This window comes from Streptomyces sp. NBC_01363 (assembly GCF_026340595.1).
GTDB lineage: Bacteria > Actinomycetota > Actinomycetes > Streptomycetales > Streptomycetaceae > Streptomyces.
Genome location: NZ_JAPEPF010000001.1, coordinates 3,090,231 through 3,106,920, shown reverse-complemented (window position 1 = coordinate 3,106,920; position 16,690 = coordinate 3,090,231). Strand labels below are relative to the sequence as shown.

The window sequence follows — 16,690 nt, the reverse complement described above, 5'->3', positions numbered from 1 at the left end:
GTCCGACGCCGGGGGCGATGTCGAGGGCGATGTCGGGGCGTTCGCGGCTTCGTTGACCGGATCGGGCGCGCGCACGGAGTGAGGGCGCGCGGACCAGAAGTGCACCGCGGCAAAGGCTCCGGCCGCGACCAGGACAACCGCCAACGCGGCAAGGGTCTTTGGCTCCAGCCCGCATCTGAGCTGCAGCCACACCGGGATCCGCTCCCGCAACGCGAGAACCAGCCGCTCCCACCGTCGCTCTGACACACCACCGGAAACCGGAACCGGAGCTGTGGCCGAGGCCGAGGCCCGTGCAGAAGCGGGAACGGCAGTTGCAGTAGCGGCCGCAGCCGGCCTGGGGCTCGGGACCGGAGTCGCAGCCGCAGCCGGGGCGGGCCCCAGCACGGGCCGTGCGACCCGTCCGCCGTACGCACCTGCCGCACCTGCGGCACCTGCCGCACCTGTCATGAGGGCGTCCGCCCGACGGCGCGAAGCCGTGGCCAAGGCGTTCGCACGCCCGCGCGACGACCGTCGCCGACCGGGCCCGAGGCCCGGCCCCAAGCCCGGCCCGACGCCGACGCCGACGTCTGGTCCATTGCCGGGGCCGCTACGAACACGGCCGTCCGAGGCCGGGGCACGGCCGGGGCCACTGCCGCTTCCGCTGGTTGCACGATGTGATCGGGGAGCCATGCCTCACGACAGTAGGCACATCTGCCCGAATCCGCTGAACAGACCCAATTCCGGTGGACAACCAACCAGTTGTGGATATCTCGACCACCCCGAGGAGTGACGCACAAACGGCAGGAGGAAAGCAGGCCGACCGGCCGAGATCAGCGCGGCGAGACCACTGCGCCGAGCAGACCGGGCCCGGTGTGCGCACCGATCACCGCTCCCACCTCGCTCACATGCAGATCGACCAGACCCGGCACCCGTTCACGCAGCCGCTCGGCAAGCCGCTCGGCCCGCTCGGGCGCCGCCAGGTGGTGAACGGCGATATCCACGCATCCGCTGCCCGCCCGTTCCGCGACGATCTCCTCCAGGCGCGCAATCGCCTTCGAGGCCGTCCGTACCTTCTCCAGCAGTTCGATACGGCCGCCTTCGAGCTGGAGCAGCGGCTTCACGGCGAGTGCCGATCCCAGCAGCGCCTGCGCGGCACCGATGCGACCGCCGCGCCGCAGATAGTCCAGCGTGTCGACGTAGAAGTACGCAGAGGTGCCCGCGGCCCGCTTCTCCGCAGCGGCGACCGCCTCGTCCAGGCTTCCGCCCGCCTCTGCCGTCTCCGCCGCCGCCAGGGCGCAGAATCCGAGGGCCATGGCAACCATCCCGGTATCCACCACCCGCACCGGAACCGGCGCGTCCTTCGCCGCGAGCAGAGCGGCGTCGTACGTACCCGAGATCTCTGCCGAGAGGTGCAGCGAGACGACGCCAGTGGCACCGGCCTCGGCCGCCGCACGGTACTCGGCGGCGAACACCTCCGGACTCGGCCGGGACGTGGTCACGGGACGACGCTTCTGGAGCGCCACCGCAAGGGAACGGGCCGAGATCTCGGTGCCGTCCTCCAGAGCCTGATCACCGAGGACGACGGTCAGCGGCACCGCGGTGATGCCGTGCCGCTCCATCGTCTCGGGCGGCAGGTAGGCCGTGGAATCGGTGACGATCGCGACATGGCGGGACATGAGCGGGAGGTTACCTGGCGATTCCGTGTCTCGGCAGTCCGACCCCGACCGAATGACCTCTTCCGATGTCTTCGGACCGCGTCCGACGGTCACCGGGGGTCGTCGGACGTCTCAGTTCGTCGTTTCGGGCCGGGCCGCCTTCTGCCACGGGTTTCCGGTCTGCAGTCGCGGGTCCGGGGCCGTGATCGCCTGGGCCACGCCGTCGGCCGGCCCGTTCCCCTGTTTCCGCCCCTGTCCCTGCCCCTGCTCGCTGGCATCGTCCTGCGGCCGGCTCTGTCCCCGGACCGGCTCGTCCGTCTCCACCGTCCAGTGCCGAAGCGCCCCCGCCTCCACGTCGATCTGCGCGTTCAGCGCGTCCAGATCGTCGTCGATGAACTGCCGCGCCCTGTCACGGGCGGCCCACCGCAGCGAATCCGCGGAGTGCGTGATCCGCTCCGTACGCTGCTTCAGGCTCGGCAGCAGCGAGGCGACGGTCGCCCGATCGGGCTCGCGCTCCAGCTTCTTCAGCTCTTCGTCCAGCTCTCGCCCGTGCACACTCAGCCGCTGGAAGAGGCCCAGCGACTCCGAGAGGGAGGCATCCTCGGCGGCTCCCGCCCGCAACGCCTCCTGGGTGGACCGCATGGATGTGCGCAGTGCCAGCCGCAACTGCGCCAGCTCTCCGCCCACACCCGCCTGGCCGTAGCTCTTGGCGCGCAGCGCGGTTTCCTCGACGGTGCGGCGCGCCTGGGTGATCGTACGATCCACACCGCGCTTCGCCGCGCCGACGGCTTTGACGCCCGCGTACACGCCCAGGGCCACGAACGCGAAAAAGAGCAACCCCAGAATCAGGATCACGGCTTCCATGAGCGCCCCTCGGATGTCGTTTCGGCTGCCGGTGCCGGCCCCTCCACCGTAAACGGAAAGGGCAGGCCGAGGGTTCCTTCGGAACCCCCAACCTGCCCGTAGGGGAATGCCCCCACACCGCCGCGCGGGCGCGGTCGGCGCCTCACCCAGGGCGGCGCGCCGTCACGCCGGGACGATATTGACCAGCTTCGGCGCCCGCACGATGACCTTGCGGATGCCCGCACCGTCCAGCGCCGCCACCACGGCCGGGTCGGCCAGGGCCAGCGCCTCCAGCTCGTCGTCCGTGATCGACGGAGAGATCTCCAGGCGCGCCTTGACCTTGCCCTTGACCTGCACGACACAGGTCACGGTCTCGTCCACGACGTACGCCGGATCGGCGACCGGGAAGTCCTGGTGCACGACCGACTCGGTGTGGCCCAGCCGGCGCCACAGCTCCTCGGCGATGTGCGGTGCCAGCGGCGCCACCAGCAGCACCAGCGACTCGGCGACGGACCGGGACAGCGGGCCGCCCGACTTGGTCAGGTGGTTGTTCAGCTCGGTGACCTTGGCGATCGCCGTGTTGAAGCGCATCCCGGCCATGTCCTGGCCGACTCCGTCGATCGCCTTGTGCAGCGCGCGCAGCGTGTCCTCGCCCGGCTCCGTGTCGACGACGGTGACCTCGCCGGTCTCCTCGTCGACGACATTGCGCCACAGCCGCTGCAGCAGCCGGTACTGGCCGACGACGGCGCGCGTGTCCCACGGCCGCGACACGTCCAGCGGGCCCATCGCCATCTCGTACAGGCGCAGCGTGTCCGCCCCGTACTCGGCGCAGATCTCGTCCGGCGTGACGGCGTTCTTCAGGGACTTGCCCATCTTGCCCAGGACGCGGCTGACCTTCTCGCCCTGGTGGTAGAACTTTCCGTCGCGCTCCTCGACCTCGGCCGCCGGGACCGCGATGCCGCGGCTGTCCCGGTAGACGAACGCCTGGATCATGCCCTGGTTGTACAGCTTGTGGAACGGCTCCGCGGACGAGATGTGCCCCAGGTCGTGCAGCACCTTGGACCAGAAGCGGGCGTACAGCAGGTGCAGCACGGCGTGCTCGGCACCGCCGACGTACAGGTCGACACCGCCGGTGGGCTGCCCCTCGCGGGGGCCCATCCAGTACTGCTCGATCGCCGGGTCGACCAGCTTCTGGTCGTTGTTCGGGTCCAGATAGCGCAGCTCGTACCAGCAGGAGCCGGCCCAGTTGGGCATGGTGTTGGTCTCGCGGCGGTACTTCTTCGGACCGTTGCCGTCGCCCAGGTCCAGGGTGACGTTGACCCAGTCGGCGTTCCGGGACAGCGGGGTCTCGGGCTGGGTGTCGGCGTCGTCGGGGTCGAAGGTGCGCGGCGAGTAGTCGTCGACCTCCGGCAGCTCCAGAGGCAGCATCGACTCGGGCAGCGGGTGGGCGATGCCGTCCTCGTCGTAGACGATCGGGAAGGGCTCGCCCCAGTAGCGCTGGCGGCTGAACAGCCAGTCACGGAGCCGGAAGTTGACGGTGCCCGCACCGACGCCGTGCGCCGTCAGCCATTCGGTGATCCTCGCCTTGGCGTCGACGACGCCCAGGCCGTCCAGCGAGATCTCGTCATTGGCGGAGTTGACCAGCTTCGCTTCGTACGAGCCGAAGGCGTCGTCCCACATCGCGGGGTCCGTGCCGCGGTCGTCCGACGGCTCGACGACACAGCGCATCGGCAGCTCGAAGGCGCGCGCGAAGGCGAAGTCGCGCGCATCGTGCGCCGGTACGGCCATGATCGCGCCGGTGCCGTAACCCATCAGGACGTAGTCGGCGATGAAGACGGGAACCTTCTCGCCGCTGACCGGGTTGGTCGCGTACGCACCGGTGAAGACGCCGGTCTTGTCCTTGGCCTCGGCCTGCCGCTCCACGTCGGACTTGGCTGCGGCCAGCTTGCGGTAGGCGGTGACGGCCTCGGCCGGGGTCGCGTGTCCGCCGGTCCACACCGCATGGGTGCCCTCGGGCCAGGCGGCCGGAATGATCCGCTCGACCAGCTCGTGCTCGGGCGCCAGCACCATGTAGGTGGCGCCGAACAGGGTGTCCTGGCGGGTGGTGAAGACGGTGATGCTGCCGGCGCCGTCGACCGGGAAGTCGACGCGGGCGCCTTCGGAGCGCCCGATCCAGTTGCGCTGCTGCAGCTTGATGGCCTCGGGCCAGTCCAGCCCGTCCAGGTCGTTCAGCAGCCGGTCGGCGTAAGCGGTGATGCGCATGTTCCACTGGCGCAGCTTGGCCTTGAAGACGGGGAAGTTGCCGCGCTCGGAGCGGCCGTCGGCCGTCACCTCTTCATTGGCCAGCACGGTGCCCAGGCCGGGCGACCAGTTGACGGGCGCGTCGGAGGCGTACGCCAGGCGGTACTCGCCCAGGATGTCCGCGCGCTCGGCGGCGCTCAGCGCGCTCCAGTCACGACCGTCCGGGGTGGGGCGTGCACCGCTCTCGAACTGCGCGACCAGCTCGGTGATCGGGCGGGCCCGGTCGGCCTCGGTGTCGTACCAGGAGTTGAAGATCTGCAGGAAGATCCACTGGGTCCACTTGTAGTACTCCGACTCGATCGTGGCGAACGAGCGGCGCTTGTCGTGGCCCAGGCCCAGCCGGCGCAGCTGAGCGGTCATGTTCTCGATGTTGGCCTCGGTGGAGACCCGCGGGTGCGTGCCGGTCTGCACCGCGTACTGCTCGGCGGGCAGGCCGAAGGCGTCGAAGCCCAGGGTGTGCAGCACGTTGTGCCCGGTCATCCGCTGGTGGCGGGCGAAGACATCGGTGGCGATGTAGCCCAGCGGATGACCGACGTGCAGGCCCGCACCCGAGGGGTACGGGAACATGTCCATGATGAACTTCTTCGACCTGGCGGCCAGCTCCGGATCGCCCGCCAGGTCACCGGTCGGATTCGGCGCCTCGTACGTGCCCTCGGCGTCCCAGAAGTCCTGCCAGCGTGCCTCGATGTCGGCGGCCATCGCCGCCGTGTAGCGGTGCGGCGCAGCCGTCTCGGCTGCGGAATTCGTCTCGCTCATGATCCTCAAAGCTCCATCGATCGTCATCTGCCGGCGCCCATGTCTACGGACACGCGTCTACGGAAACGAAAAATCCCCTCGCACAGGAGGGGACGCCGCGCTGATTCCGACCAGGCATTCTCACCGGTCGGGACTGATCAGCGCGGCTCGCTAAGCAGAAGGCGTACGGCACGCATGGCGTCAGGGTACCGCACAGGCCCGGAATCGGGCCGGGCGCGACCGAACCATGGACAGGGGGACGGGAGCGACGGTACGGCGGAACTCCCGACTTTCCGGCAGGTCGAGCGGCGGGGGCGCAGGGCGCCGGGAGACACCGGCATACGCGTCACATACGAGAAGCGGGTCACTCTGTATGAGTGACCCGCTTCTCGTTCTTCACTGTGGAGCTAAGGAGAATTGAACTCCTGACCTCCTGCATGCCATGCAGGCGCTCTACCAACTGAGCTATAGCCCCGTGCCGTGTGCCGCCCGGTTTCCCTGGCGACATCGAGAACATTACCGGTGACCCCGCCGGTCCACCAAATCGATTCCCACCAACGCCGATTTGACCGATTTTGGCGCATTCGGTTCGCAATCAGCGGCGGCGCTGAAGAGGTCAGGCCGTGGCGAAGGAGTAGAAGCGCTTGAGCGTGCAGTGCTCCTCCAGCAGCCGACCGTAGATCGGCTCCCCCTCCAGCTCTCGATAGGTCTCGATCGGGTCGCCCTTTATGATCAGCGCCCGCGCGCACTCCTCGCACCAGTACTGGTACTCCGGATTGATCGGATCCATGTCCCTGACGATGGGCGTACCGCTGCCGCACCAGTCGCATTTCCGCCTGTGTGCACCCATGGGTCAGCTCCGGCTTTGGCCGCGGGCGGTGCGCACACGGAGAGCTCCACCGCTCCCGCCGGGCATCCGGGCGCCATCGGACGGACCGGAGGCACGGCGGCCGGCGCGGGCGCGGCTTCCGGGGGTTGCGGGAAATCCTGGAACGGGGAACTCGCGAACAAGGAGCAGGTCCGGGACCTCGTGGCGGCTCGCAGGCATCGCGCGCTCCCTCCCGTTCGGTCCGTCGCCCCCTCCGGCGCTCCGATTCTGCCATGACCCCGCAAGGGGGGCAGCCCGCCGGAGTTCCGGCCGCTCACCGACGCCGTACGAGACCCGCCGCCGCGCCTGCGGTCGCGGCCACGGAGAGCCCGAGGGCGCATACCCACAACGCATGCCCCGACCCCTGCGCCCCTTGTGTATCAAGGCGGTTGAGATAGAGCGTGCCGAACGCGGCGACCCCGGCCAACTGACCGAGTTGGGTGACCGTCACCAATACGCCGCTCGCGTCGGCCGCGTCTTCAGGACGTACGTCCGCCAGCGCCCTCGTGAGGGTGGGACTGAAGCCCAGCGCCAGACCGACGCCCATCACCGCAAAGGCCGCATACAGTGCGGGCCCGCCGTCACCGCCGCCACGCATCAGCAGCCCGACCACCACGGAGGCGACGGCCACGAGCACGAACCCGCCCGACACCAGGGCCCTTTGAAGCCCTGCGGACCACCGTCGCCAGGTCAGCCCGGTCGCGCCGAACACCAGCGCGGTCGGTGCGAACATCAGCCCCGCACGCAGCGGCGAGTAACCCAACCCTCCCTGGACGTGCAGCGTCATCGCGAAAAGGAAGCCCGCGTTGATCGCCATCACCAGGAGAATGCGCAGCGCCGCTCGGGCGATGCCGGGAACGCGCAGCACCCTGGGTGCGATCAGGGGCGCACCACCTCGCGCGGCCAGCCGTGACTCGTATCCGACGAAACCGGCGACGAACCCCGCGGAGGCCGCCAGGCAGACCCGGGACCAGACCGGCCAGCCCAGCTCCTGCCCGAGCACCAGGGGGACGGTGAGCAGTGTGACGGCGGCGGCGAGCAGCACCAGCCCCGGCAGATCGAGCCCGCGGGCCCGCGCCTGGACCCTGCCGGGTGCGGTGCGCGGTTCGCGCGGCAGCACACGGATGCCGAGCATCAGCAGAACGAGCCCGATCGGCACGTTCACCAGGAAGACCGGCCGCCAGCCGGCGCCGAACAGATCGGCGCTGACCAGCACTCCGCCGACCACCTGCCCGGCGGCCGCCCCGGTGGCGAGCACCGCGCTGTAGGCACCGAGCGCCCGCATCCGTGCCTCGCCGGTGAAGTGGCGCTGGATGAGGCTGAGCACCTGCGGAATCATCACCGCCGCGGCTCCGCCCTGCACCAGCCGGAAGGCGATCAACTGCCCGGATCCTGCGGCGAGTCCGCAGGCCAGCGAGGCCGCGGTGAAGACCCCGAGCCCGGCCAGATGGGCTCGGCCGTGCCCGAACAGGTCACCGAGCCTGGCGCCGGTGATGAGCAGCACGGCGTACGTGATGGTGTAGCCGGCCACGATGAGCTGCAACCCGGCGCCGGAAGCGCCCAGTTCGCTCTGGATCGTCGGGGCGGCGACATTGACGATGAAGATGTCGAGCAGTGCCATGAACTGAGCCGCGAGGACCAGGGCGAGCACTCTCCCGGAGCGGTTGTCAGTGGTGGGGTCTTTACTGGTTGCGGAACGTGGAGTTGCCTCGGAGACCGTCGTCATGACATCGAGCCTGGCCCCGGCCGCATACGGGTAACGAGAGCCCACTGATGCTGGTACCGACAGCACCTGGCAACTCCCTTGCGGGGCACCGATCATGGGGGGTGTGACTACGGTGACGGCACATCAGTCGGCGCATCGGGCGGGCCGGCACCGGCGGCGTCCGGAGCTCGCGGCCTTTCTGCGCAATCGCCGGGCGCGGGTGACCCCCGCCGACGTGGGCATGGCACCCGGACTGCGCCGCCGCACCCCGGGCCTGCGCCGCGAGGAGGTCGCGCAGCTCTCCGGCGTCGGTGTCACCTGGTACACCTGGCTGGAACAGGGCCGTCCGATCAACGCGTCACCGCAGGTGCTGGACGCCGTGGCGCGCACGCTCCGGCTGGACGCGTCGGAGCGCGAACACCTCTACCACCTGGCGGAGGTGGCCTGCGCACCCGGCAGGCAGGACGACGTCGTCGAGGTGGGGCCGGAGATCCAGGGCATCATCGACGCGCTCGATCCGCACCCTGCCGTGGTCTACAACACGCGATACGACGTCCTGGCCACCAACCCCGCCTATCGCGACCTGTTCGCCGTCCCCGAAATCATGGGAACGGGGATACGCAACGTGCTGTGGACGCTGTTCACGATGTCCGAGGAGTCCTGTCCCGTCGTCCACCGGGCGCAGGAGCTGCCGATCATGGTGGCCACGCTGCGGGGCGCGTACGGGCGCCATACGGGCGAGCCCGCCTGGGAGTCGTTCGTCGAACAGCTCTCGGCCGCCAGCCCGTACTTCGCCGAGCTGTGGCGCAGCGGGAACGTCGCCCTGCCCGGACCGCGGGTGAAGACCTTCCGGCACTGGGCGTCGACCGGGGAGATACGGATGACCTCGGTGTCGCTGTCCGTCAATGGGCTGCCGGAGTGCCGGATCGTGGCGTACACCCCGGCCGACGAGGAGAGCAAGGAGCGGGTGGCCGCGTTGCGGCGACGCCGGGAGGGGGGAACGCAAAGATCCCGCCCCCTGCCGGGGACGGGATCTTGATTGTGGAGCTAAGGAGAATTGAACTCCTGACCTCCTGCATGCCATGCAGGCGCTCTACCAACTGAGCTATAGCCCCGCTGTTCACTGTGTTTCTCTGCGTTTCCGCGCTGCGAACAAGAAGAACTTTAGCCTGTGACCTGCCAGAAAGTGAAATCCGGCCGAGAGGTCCGACCGGGAGGGCCTAGGTGTCGTCGCCGAGCACCGGCTCGGGCAGCGTGCCGGCGTTGTGCTCCAGCAGGCGCCAGCCTCGCGCGCCCTCTCCCAGCACCGACCAGCAGCAGTTGGAGAGCCCTCCGAGGCCTTCCCAGTGGTGCGCCTCCAGGCCCAGCAGTCGGCCGATGGTGGTGCGGATGGTGCCGCCGTGGCTGACCACGACGAGCGTGCCGTTCTCGGGCAGCTTGTCGGCGTGTCCGAGCACGACCGGGGCTGCGCGGTCGGCGACCTCGGTCTCCAGCTCACCGCCACCGCGGCGCACGGCCTCACCGCGCTTCCACGCGGCGTACTGCTCGCCGTACCGCCCGACGATCTCCTCATGGGTGAGGCCTTGCCAGGCGCCCGCGTAGGTCTCGCGCAGTCCCGCGTCGTGCGCGACTTCGAGGCCGGTGATCGCGGCGAGCTCGGCGGCGGTGGCCGCCGCCCGCTGCAGATCGGAGGCGACGATCGCGTCCGGCTTCAGCGAGGCCAGCAGCCGGGCGGCCCGCTGGGCCTGTCCGACTCCGGCCTCGGTGAGCTCGATGTCCGTGGAGCCCTGGAACCTGCGCTCCAGATTCCATGCCGTCTGGCCGTGGCGCCAGAGAACGATCCTGCGGCCCCTGCCGCTTCCGCTGCCGTTCAGCTCTGCTCACCTTCCGTGCTGCCGGTGAGCCGGGCGTGCTCCTCGGCCTTTCCGCGGGTCTTGACGGCGTCCTCGGGAAGCGGGATCTCGGGGCAGTCCTTCCAGAGGCGCTCCAGCGCGTAGAAGACACGCTCCTCGCTGTGCTGGACGTGGATGACGATGTCGACGTAGTCGAGGAGGATCCAGCGCGCGTCGCGGTCGCCCTCGCGGCGTACCGGCTTGGCGCCGAGCTCCTTCTGGAGCCGCTCCTCGATCTCGTCGACGATCGACTTGACCTGGCGGTCGTTGGGGGCCGAGGCCAGGAGGAAGGCGTCCGTGATCGACAGCACGTCGCTGACGTCGTACGCGATGATGTCGTGCGCGAGCCGGTCGGCGGCCGCCTGGGCGGCGGCGTTGATGAGCTCGATGGAGCGGTCCGTGGCGGTCACATGCAGGCTTTCGTCGGCGGTCAGATAGACCTCTAGGGTCTCACGGACCGCCGACAGCCCACGCAGTGAATGTTCGAAGATCGAATCGACATCATCCGGGCGGCCGGACGCGGGTCATTTGATCTTGTAGTTCTGGCCGAGCAGGACGGACACATCGGCGTTCGCGGCGGGCTTGCCCTGTTTCACCGCGTCCGCCGGCAGGCCCAGGGTCTTGGCTACCTGCGTCGCCTTCTCCTTGTCCGCCGCGGTCTTGTAGACGACCTCGGACAGTGCCACGGCTTCGGCCGTTCCACCGCCGACGAAGGTGTAGCCGCCGTTGACCAGCTTGATCTGAGCGGACTCCGTGCTGTCCTTGTTCCCGGTGGCGTTCTTGACGCCGACCCGCACCGCCGCGTCCGCGTCGGGAGCCTTGACCGTGCCGCCCAGGATGTCCTTGACGACGCTCTCGGTGGCCGCGTCGGTGAGTGATCCGTCGGCCTGCACCGGCAGCAGCGCCGTCTTGTAGTCGCCGACCTTGGCGTGCTGGGCGAGCTTCGCCAGGGAGGCGCCCAGGTCCTTCTCGGGAAGCGACGGGTCGAGGATCTGTGCCAGCGTCTGCACGGTGACCGTGGCGGCCTTCGGGTCGTCCGAGATCTTCCGCAACACGCCCCGCATGACCTCCCCGAACCGCATGAGCTGCTTCGTCTCGGCCTCGCCCGGCCCCCGGTAGGTGGCGTACGCGACGGCCATCCGGCCGCTCAGGGTCTGCGCCTCGCCCTTCTTCACCAGGGGGGAGGCGTCCTTCTTCGTATCGGGCACCTCGGTGTCGGTGTCGACCTCGATGTTGCCGACCAGATCGACGAGGGTCTCCAGGTACGGGGTGTCGAGCCGCCACGTACCGCTGATATCGGTGCCGAGCAGCGTGCCGATGGAGTCGCGGGTGCCGGTGGCGCCGTCGTCCTCGACGGACTTGCCGAGGGTGGTCGTGGCGCCGTCGTCGTCGGCGACCGCGAGCGAGTTGGGAAGCAGGACGGTGGTGCCTTGTTTGGTCGTCACATTGTCGACGAGCAGCGCCGTGGAGGTGCCGCCCTTCTTCGTGTTGTGCAGATGGACCACGATGACGTCCCGCTGCTGCGGGCCCGTCGCCGCCGTGTTGTCCTTGTCCGAGCCGGACAGGCCCGGAATCTTTCCGGCGGACCAGAGGTAGCCGACACCGCCGACCACGACCAGGGCCACCACGACTATGAGCGCGACCATGCGGTGGCGGCCGCGACGCCGTGCCTCCTCGCGCCGCTCACTGCGGCTCTCGGTGAACTTCAGCCAGTCGATGACGTCTTCTGAGTCCTCGTCGGGCTCCTCGATGAAGGAGAACTGCTCGGTGCGGTAGTCGCGGTCGGCGCGGCGCTGCCCGGGGACGGCCGCGTCCGGCTCCGCGTCGGCGCCGGGCGCGGGCTCGGGCTCGGGTTCCGGCGAGGCCGGTGCGGGTGCGGGCGGGGACGGCTGCGCGGCCGCCTGCTGCGGGATGTTCCACTGCTGGGTGGTGTCGACCGCGGCGGGCTGCCGGCCGGTGTCGTAGCCATAGCCCTCGTAGCCGCCGTATGCCTGCTGTTGGGGCTGTTGGGTCTGCTGCGGCTGCTGGGGCGCATACGGGTCGTACGCCTGCGGCTGGACGTGCTGCGGCTGCTGGGGCTGGGCGTACGGGTCGTAGCCGTACCCCTGGTCCGCCTGTTGCGGCTGCTGATGAGGCTGCTGGGTCTGCTGCGGCTGCTGGGGCGCATACGGGTCGTACGCCTGCGGCTGGACGTGCTGCGGCTGCTGGTACACCGGCTGCCCGTACTCGTCGTAGCCGATGATCTGCGGCTGCTGGTAGTACGGGTCGTACGGATTCTGTCGGTCGTTCACCGGTGCCCCTCTGCGTCGCTCATTCGCCGCGGTACAGCTGGCGCTTGTCGATGTAGCGGACCACACCGTCCGGCACCAGGTACCAGACCGGATCCCCCTGCGCGACCCTCTCACGGCAGTCCGTGGACGAGATCGCGAGCGCGGGAACCTCCACGAGGGAGACCCCACCCTCCGGCAGCCCGGCGTCCGTGAGCACATGCCCCGGCCGCGTCACACCGATGAAGTGGGAGAGCGAGAACAGTTCGTCGGCGTCCCGCCAGGTGAGGATCTGGGAGAGCGCGTCGGCACCGGTGATGAAGAAGAGGTCCGCGTCGCCGTGGATCGCGCGCAGGTCCCGCAGAGTATCGATGGTGTACGTGGGTCCGCTGCGGTCGATGTCGCTCCGGCTGACCGAGAACTGGGGGTTGGACGCCGTCGCGATGACCGTCATCAGATATCGGTCCTCGGCCGGGGAGACGTGCTTGTGGCTCTTCTGCCACGGCTGCCCGGTCGGAACGAAGATCACCTCGTCGAGGTGGAACTGGGCGGCCACTTCGCTGGCCGCCACCAGGTGTCCATGATGAATCGGGTCAAACGTCCCGCCCATCACGCCGAGTCGGCGCTTTCCGCGGCCGGTAGGCACTTCCTGCTCTCCCATGCGTGCAGAGCCTACTGGCACAGCTGTACGCCTTCGCCTCAGCGGTCGCGGTTGAAGCGAGTGGTGATCCAGAGCAGGAGCAGCAGCGCGACGAACGCACCGCCCCCGGTGAGATACGGGCTGAGGCTTTCGTGGTTGCCACCGTGCTCGCCGCCCTCGGAGGCGAGAGTGACCAGCTGGTGCGCGGTGCTCGTGAGGCTCATCTTCGGCAGGACCTATCGATCGGGAGTCGGAAGGAAGACGTCGCGCACATCGTATGCGGGAGCCCCGGGCACGCTCACGCCGACTCAGTCGTTGTTGTCGTCGTTGCGGTATCCGCGGAGCAGGAACCAGCCGAGCAGTACGGCTCCGACGAGCGAGGCGAGCAGCACGATGCGAAGCGTGTTGCCGGGCCCCTGCTCCCCGGACGCGGCGGCGAGCAGAGCAACGGTATGCGGCATGTCGGGCGTCTCCTCAGTTATCCACAGCCCCCCGCACACCGTAGCCCCAGCACCTACGCTGGGATTTGTCAGGGGGGCGAGCGACATCTCGTACGAACAGGGGGCCCATTCATGACCGAACGCAGCCACGAGAGCCACGAGAACGTGCCGAGCAGGCAGCGCAGGCGTTTCGCAGGGATCTCGTCCCGGGCCTACGAACACCCGGCGGACCGCTCGGCCCTGGTGGCCCTGCGCAAGCTGAGCGGTTTCGACACCGTGTTCAAGACACTGAGCGGCCTGCTGCCCGAGCGCAGTCTCCGACTGCTCTTCCTCTCCGACTCCGTCCGGGTGAGCGACGCGCAGTTCGCCCACCTCAACGACATGCTTCGGGACGCCTGTTACATCCTGGACCTGGAGAAGGTCCCTCCGATGTATGTCAACCAGGACCCGCAGCCCAACGCCATGTGCATCGGCCTCGACGAGCCGATCATCGTGGTGACGACGGGGCTGGTGGAGCTGCTCGACGAGGAGGAGATGCGGGCCGTCATCGGCCACGAGGTGGGACACGCGCTCTCCGGCCACGCGGTGTACCGCACGATCCTTCTGTTCCTCACCAGTATCGCGCTGAAGGTCGCCTGGATACCGCTCGGCAATGTCGCGATCATGGCGATCGTGACGGCGTTGCGCGAATGGTTCCGCAAGTCCGAGCTGTCGGCCGACCGGGCCGGGCTGCTCGTCGGCCAGGATCTGCAGGCGTCGATGCGCGGTCTGATGAAGATCGCGGGCGGCAATCATCTGCACGAGATGAACGTGGACGCCTTCCTCGCGCAGGCCGACGAGTACGAGAAGGGCGGCGATCTGCGCGACTCGGTGCTCAAGATCCTCAACCTGCTGCCGCGCTCGCACCCGTTCACCACGGTGCGTGCGGCCGAGCTGAAGAAGTGGTCCGAGACCCGCGACTACCAGCGGATCATGGACGGCCACTACCCGCGGCGCGACGAGGACAAGGACACCTCGGTGACCGACTCCTTCCGGGAGTCCGCGGCCCACTACGCGGACACGGTGCGCTCCAGCAAGGATCCGCTGATGAAGCTGGTCGGCGACATCGCCGGGGGCGCCGGGGACCTGGGCGGCAAGCTCCGCGACAAGTTCACCGGCCAGGGCGGGGGCTCGGCCGGCAAGGGCGGCGCTACGGACGGCTCCGCGGACTCTGCGAGGCCGGAGGAGCCGGGGAACCCTGATGGCCCGGGGACCGGGTCGGGGCCTGCGGGGAGCTGACCGCCAGGGTTCCGCAGAGCGCCGCGGTGGGCCGGCCCGTGGCGTACGGGTCGGTGCCCGCGGGGCCGCGGGAGGCGGCGTGCTGTCCGGCGAGCAGCGGTCGCAGCGCACCGGTGGTGTCCGCCGGGCACGCCTCCGGTCCGGCCTGGACGTAGCTGGTGCGCAGCTCCGCCCGGTGCAGCCGCAGGTCCTCCCGGTCGAAGCGGAAGTGCAGCTCGCGCCGTACGGTGAAGAGCGAGGCAGCGCCCGCCTGTTGGGGTCCCGCGACGGCCGGGCGGAGCGTGTAGGTGAAGGTGTGGTCCGACACCACCTCCAGCGTGTCGGACCCCTCCTCGGTGTAGCTCAGGGTGCCGCGGACCCGGATGTCCGGAGCGGCCAGTGCCACCTTCGCCGGGTCGAACCGCACCAGCCACCCGGTCGCGGCATGCTGCCCGTCGTCCTGCGGCCGGTTCATGCTGCGCTCGAACTGGGCCGTCTGATCCGGATCGAGCAGCATTTCCACCGGGCGTACCGCGGCGCCGGTGAGAACGTCGGGGTCGAGCGAGGAGGCCACCAGATAGTCCTTGACCGTGGTCAGGGCGGTCTCCACCTGGCTGTCCGAGAAGTTGTCCGTCCGCCTGACCGCCGGCAGATTGATGCCTGCGGCACCTGTTCCGAAGTGTGCGGCGGGGCTCTTCGCGAGGAGGGCGGCGGCGGTTCCGCCCGGTACGGCGCCCTGCGGCGCCAGGGGTACGACGGTCGACCTCAGCGGCTCGGCCCGTCTGCCGGCGGGCGCCTCGTAGGGGTGGCGAAGGCCCATGTACACGGCCATTCCGAAGGCCAGGGCGATGAGCAGGACCAGGGCGATGCCGGCTCTGGATCCGGTGCGCAGGTGCCGGGCCGGCAGGCTGCGTACGGCAGGGGCGTGGTCCTCCATGCGCTCCTGGGCGGAGAATTCCTGCAGCCGGGCAGCGCGCACGAACGACTCGTCGAAGACGAGTGACCGGTACTCGTCCTCACCGCCGCCCGCCGGACTCTCGGGTGGCCCTTCTGGTGGTTCTCCGCGGCCTGCCATGACTTCTCCCGACTCCACGTCACCGACCGGGGCCGAAACGCTTCGCTCTGCTTCGGCCGATTGGCTTCGGACAGGGCCTGCCCGTCATGAGTTCGTATGACGTCGCACGACTGCGCATGTACGGACGAGTGAGAAGCCCCCTCGAAGAGAGGGGTCACACCTTCAGGGTAGGTCGATTACGACCGGGGTAAACGCCCAGCCGCGAGAGAACCGGGGAGAACCGCGGGAGAACCGGCCGGGAGTCCCGCCAGAGCCCGGGGGCGCTCTTTCAGGGCGTGCGTGGAATGCGAAGAGAGTGGGGCATACAGATAGAGAGTGGGGCACACAAGGGTATTCGCGGATACACCGGCACACCGGGTACGCGCGGGCATGCGCCGGCGCACGAGAGCCCGGCCCGCTGCGGGCGCGCGCCTCAGTCCGTACGGGGGAACGCGGACACCGTGGGGCGCAGATAGCCCGTGGAGGCCGATGGAGCGGGGCCGGGGGCGGAGCCGGGAGCGCTGTCCACGCCGGTCGTGGCGGGCGGCGGGGCGGGGTCCTGGCGGCTGCCGGACGAGTTGCGGTAGACGGCGCTGAAAGCCAGCGCGACCATGCCGATGCCCATGAGCACGGCGAGTAGCCAGGCCACCGGCCGGTGCCAGCGCGCCGCACCCCGGTAGGGCCGCAGAGCGCCGCCGTGGCGCCCGTAGGGGCCGGTGCCGTACGCGTCGTCGTCTGGGTCCAGCGGATCGCCGTAGGCGCTCTGGCGGCCGTACACACCGGGGCCGTACCCCTCGTCGTAGAGGTCGTCGTCCATGGGGCCGCCGCCCGCCAGCGCCCGGGAGGCCTCGGCCTCGGCACGCGCCTGGGCGGCTGCCAGCAGCCGCTCGACGGCGGTCGGCTCATGGATCTCGGCGGCCCGTACGAAGTCCTCGTCGAACACCACGGAGGCGAAGTCCTCGTCCGCGCCCCCGCGGTCGTCGTCGGGCTCCCAGCCGTCCGGGAACGGCCTGCCCCCCACGTCGTCCGGCACGGCTCCAGACTAGCCCCGCCG

15 protein-coding genes and 2 tRNA genes are annotated in these 16,690 nt (G+C 69.7%); 2 read left to right on the top strand and 15 right to left on the bottom strand.

The features are described from left to right. Positions 1-809: 809 nt before the first annotated feature. From OG611_RS14320 to OG611_RS14295, 6 genes are all read right to left on the bottom strand, one after another. Positions 810-1,655 (bottom strand): DegV family protein, encoded by an 846-nt coding sequence (locus tag OG611_RS14320; protein ID WP_266419363.1) that lies wholly within the window; start codon positions 1,653-1,655, stop codon positions 810-812. 111 nt (positions 1,656-1,766) lie between these two features. Continuing rightward, positions 1,767-2,498, bottom strand: a complete 732-nt coding sequence (locus tag OG611_RS14315) for a hypothetical protein (RefSeq protein WP_266419360.1) — start codon at positions 2,496-2,498, stop codon at positions 1,767-1,769. A gap of 162 nt (positions 2,499-2,660) precedes the next feature. Then, positions 2,661-5,534 carry a leucine--tRNA ligase gene (leuS, locus tag OG611_RS14310; protein ID WP_266419357.1) on the bottom strand — a complete coding sequence of 958 codons (2,874 nt, stop codon included), beginning with the start codon at positions 5,532-5,534 and terminating at the stop codon, positions 2,661-2,663. 381 nt (positions 5,535-5,915) lie between these two features. Continuing rightward, a tRNA-Ala gene (locus OG611_RS14305) sits at positions 5,916-5,988 on the bottom strand. Positions 5,989-6,129: 141 nt separating this feature from the next. Continuing rightward, a complete protein-coding gene (locus tag OG611_RS14300) occupies positions 6,130-6,363 on the bottom strand; it encodes a hypothetical protein (protein WP_015608461.1) in 234 nt (77 codons plus the stop codon). Positions 6,364-6,655: 292 nt separating this feature from the next. Next, entirely contained in the window at positions 6,656-8,107 is a 1,452-nt protein-coding gene (locus tag OG611_RS14295; RefSeq protein ID WP_266419352.1) for an MFS transporter, read from the bottom strand. Positions 8,108-8,306: 199 nt separating this feature from the next. Between OG611_RS14295 and OG611_RS14290 the strand changes: the two genes are divergently transcribed. Continuing rightward, the gene (locus OG611_RS14290) at positions 8,307-9,125 is read left to right on the top strand and encodes a helix-turn-helix transcriptional regulator (RefSeq protein ID WP_323180260.1); all 819 of its coding nucleotides are present in this window, start codon (positions 8,307-8,309) and stop codon (positions 9,123-9,125) included. A 3-nt stretch (positions 9,126-9,128) separates the two neighbouring features. Here the strand turns inward: OG611_RS14290 and OG611_RS14285 are convergent. The 7 genes from OG611_RS14285 to OG611_RS14255 all read right to left on the bottom strand — a co-directional run bounded on the left by OG611_RS14285 (position 9,129) and on the right by OG611_RS14255 (position 13,346). After that, a tRNA-Ala gene (locus OG611_RS14285) sits at positions 9,129-9,201 on the bottom strand. A gap of 105 nt (positions 9,202-9,306) precedes the next feature. Further along, positions 9,307-9,960, bottom strand: coding sequence for a histidine phosphatase family protein (locus OG611_RS14280; protein WP_266425853.1), 654 nt, complete (start codon positions 9,958-9,960; stop codon positions 9,307-9,309). Beyond that, entirely contained in the window at positions 9,957-10,388 is a 432-nt protein-coding gene (gene rsfS / locus OG611_RS14275) for a ribosome silencing factor (RefSeq protein ID WP_093542624.1), read from the bottom strand. The genes OG611_RS14280 and rsfS overlap by 4 nt, the downstream gene beginning before the upstream one ends. Before the next feature lie 114 nt (positions 10,389-10,502). Then, the gene (locus OG611_RS14270) at positions 10,503-12,269 is read right to left on the bottom strand and encodes an LCP family protein (RefSeq protein WP_266419342.1); all 1,767 of its coding nucleotides are present in this window, start codon (positions 12,267-12,269) and stop codon (positions 10,503-10,505) included. Between the two features lie 19 nt (positions 12,270-12,288). Then, a complete protein-coding gene (nadD, locus tag OG611_RS14265; RefSeq protein ID WP_124717753.1) occupies positions 12,289-12,906 on the bottom strand; it encodes a nicotinate-nucleotide adenylyltransferase in 618 nt (205 codons plus the stop codon). A gap of 38 nt (positions 12,907-12,944) precedes the next feature. Then, complete coding sequence (locus tag OG611_RS14260; protein WP_177328009.1) at positions 12,945-13,109, bottom strand: hypothetical protein; 165 nt, start codon at positions 13,107-13,109, stop codon at positions 12,945-12,947. Between the two features lie 84 nt (positions 13,110-13,193). Next, positions 13,194-13,346, bottom strand: coding sequence for a hypothetical protein (locus OG611_RS14255; protein WP_177328010.1), 153 nt, complete (start codon positions 13,344-13,346; stop codon positions 13,194-13,196). Between the two features lie 111 nt (positions 13,347-13,457). Here OG611_RS14255 and OG611_RS14250 point away from each other — a divergent pair, with 111 nt between their 5' ends. Beyond that, on the top strand, positions 13,458-14,603 hold the full coding sequence (locus OG611_RS14250) for a M48 family metallopeptidase (RefSeq protein WP_266419337.1): 1,146 nt from the start codon (positions 13,458-13,460) through the stop codon (positions 14,601-14,603). On the opposite strand, the gene OG611_RS14245 is transcribed toward OG611_RS14250, so the two are convergent. Together OG611_RS14245 and OG611_RS14240 are read right to left on the bottom strand one after the other, a co-directional pair. Then, positions 14,515-15,657 (bottom strand): hypothetical protein, encoded by a 1,143-nt coding sequence (locus OG611_RS14245; protein WP_266419334.1) that lies wholly within the window; start codon positions 15,655-15,657, stop codon positions 14,515-14,517. The two genes, OG611_RS14250 and OG611_RS14245, sit on opposite strands and share 89 nt — an antisense overlap. Before the next feature lie 412 nt (positions 15,658-16,069). Continuing rightward, positions 16,070-16,669 carry a hypothetical protein gene (locus tag OG611_RS14240; protein ID WP_266419331.1) on the bottom strand — a complete coding sequence of 200 codons (600 nt, stop codon included), beginning with the start codon at positions 16,667-16,669 and terminating at the stop codon, positions 16,070-16,072. Between the last annotated feature and the right edge of the window lie 21 nt (positions 16,670-16,690).

Excerpts from the sequence above, each read along its gene's own strand:
- OG611_RS14320 (WP_266419363.1), bottom strand. The coding sequence starts at position 1,655 with ATGTCCCGCCATGTCGCGATCGTCACCGATTCCACGGCCTACCTGCCG.
- OG611_RS14315 (WP_266419360.1), bottom strand. The coding sequence starts at position 2,498 with ATGGAAGCCGTGATCCTGATTCTGGGGTTGCTCTTTTTCGCGTTCGTG.
- leuS (WP_266419357.1), bottom strand. The coding sequence starts at position 5,534 with ATGAGCGAGACGAATTCCGCAGCCGAGACGGCTGCGCCGCACCGCTAC.
- OG611_RS14300 (WP_015608461.1), bottom strand. The coding sequence starts at position 6,363 with ATGGGTGCACACAGGCGGAAATGCGACTGGTGCGGCAGCGGTACGCCC.
- OG611_RS14295 (WP_266419352.1), bottom strand. The coding sequence starts at position 8,107 with ATGACGACGGTCTCCGAGGCAACTCCACGTTCCGCAACCAGTAAAGAC.
- nadD (WP_124717753.1), bottom strand. The coding sequence starts at position 12,906 with ATGGGAGAGCAGGAAGTGCCTACCGGCCGCGGAAAGCGCCGACTCGGC.
- OG611_RS14260 (WP_177328009.1), bottom strand. The coding sequence starts at position 13,109 with ATGAGCCTCACGAGCACCGCGCACCAGCTGGTCACTCTCGCCTCCGAG.
- OG611_RS14255 (WP_177328010.1), bottom strand. The coding sequence starts at position 13,346 with ATGCCGCATACCGTTGCTCTGCTCGCCGCCGCGTCCGGGGAGCAGGGG.
- OG611_RS14250 (WP_266419337.1), top strand. The coding sequence starts at position 13,458 with ATGACCGAACGCAGCCACGAGAGCCACGAGAACGTGCCGAGCAGGCAG.
- OG611_RS14245 (WP_266419334.1), bottom strand. The coding sequence starts at position 15,657 with ATGGCAGGCCGCGGAGAACCACCAGAAGGGCCACCCGAGAGTCCGGCG.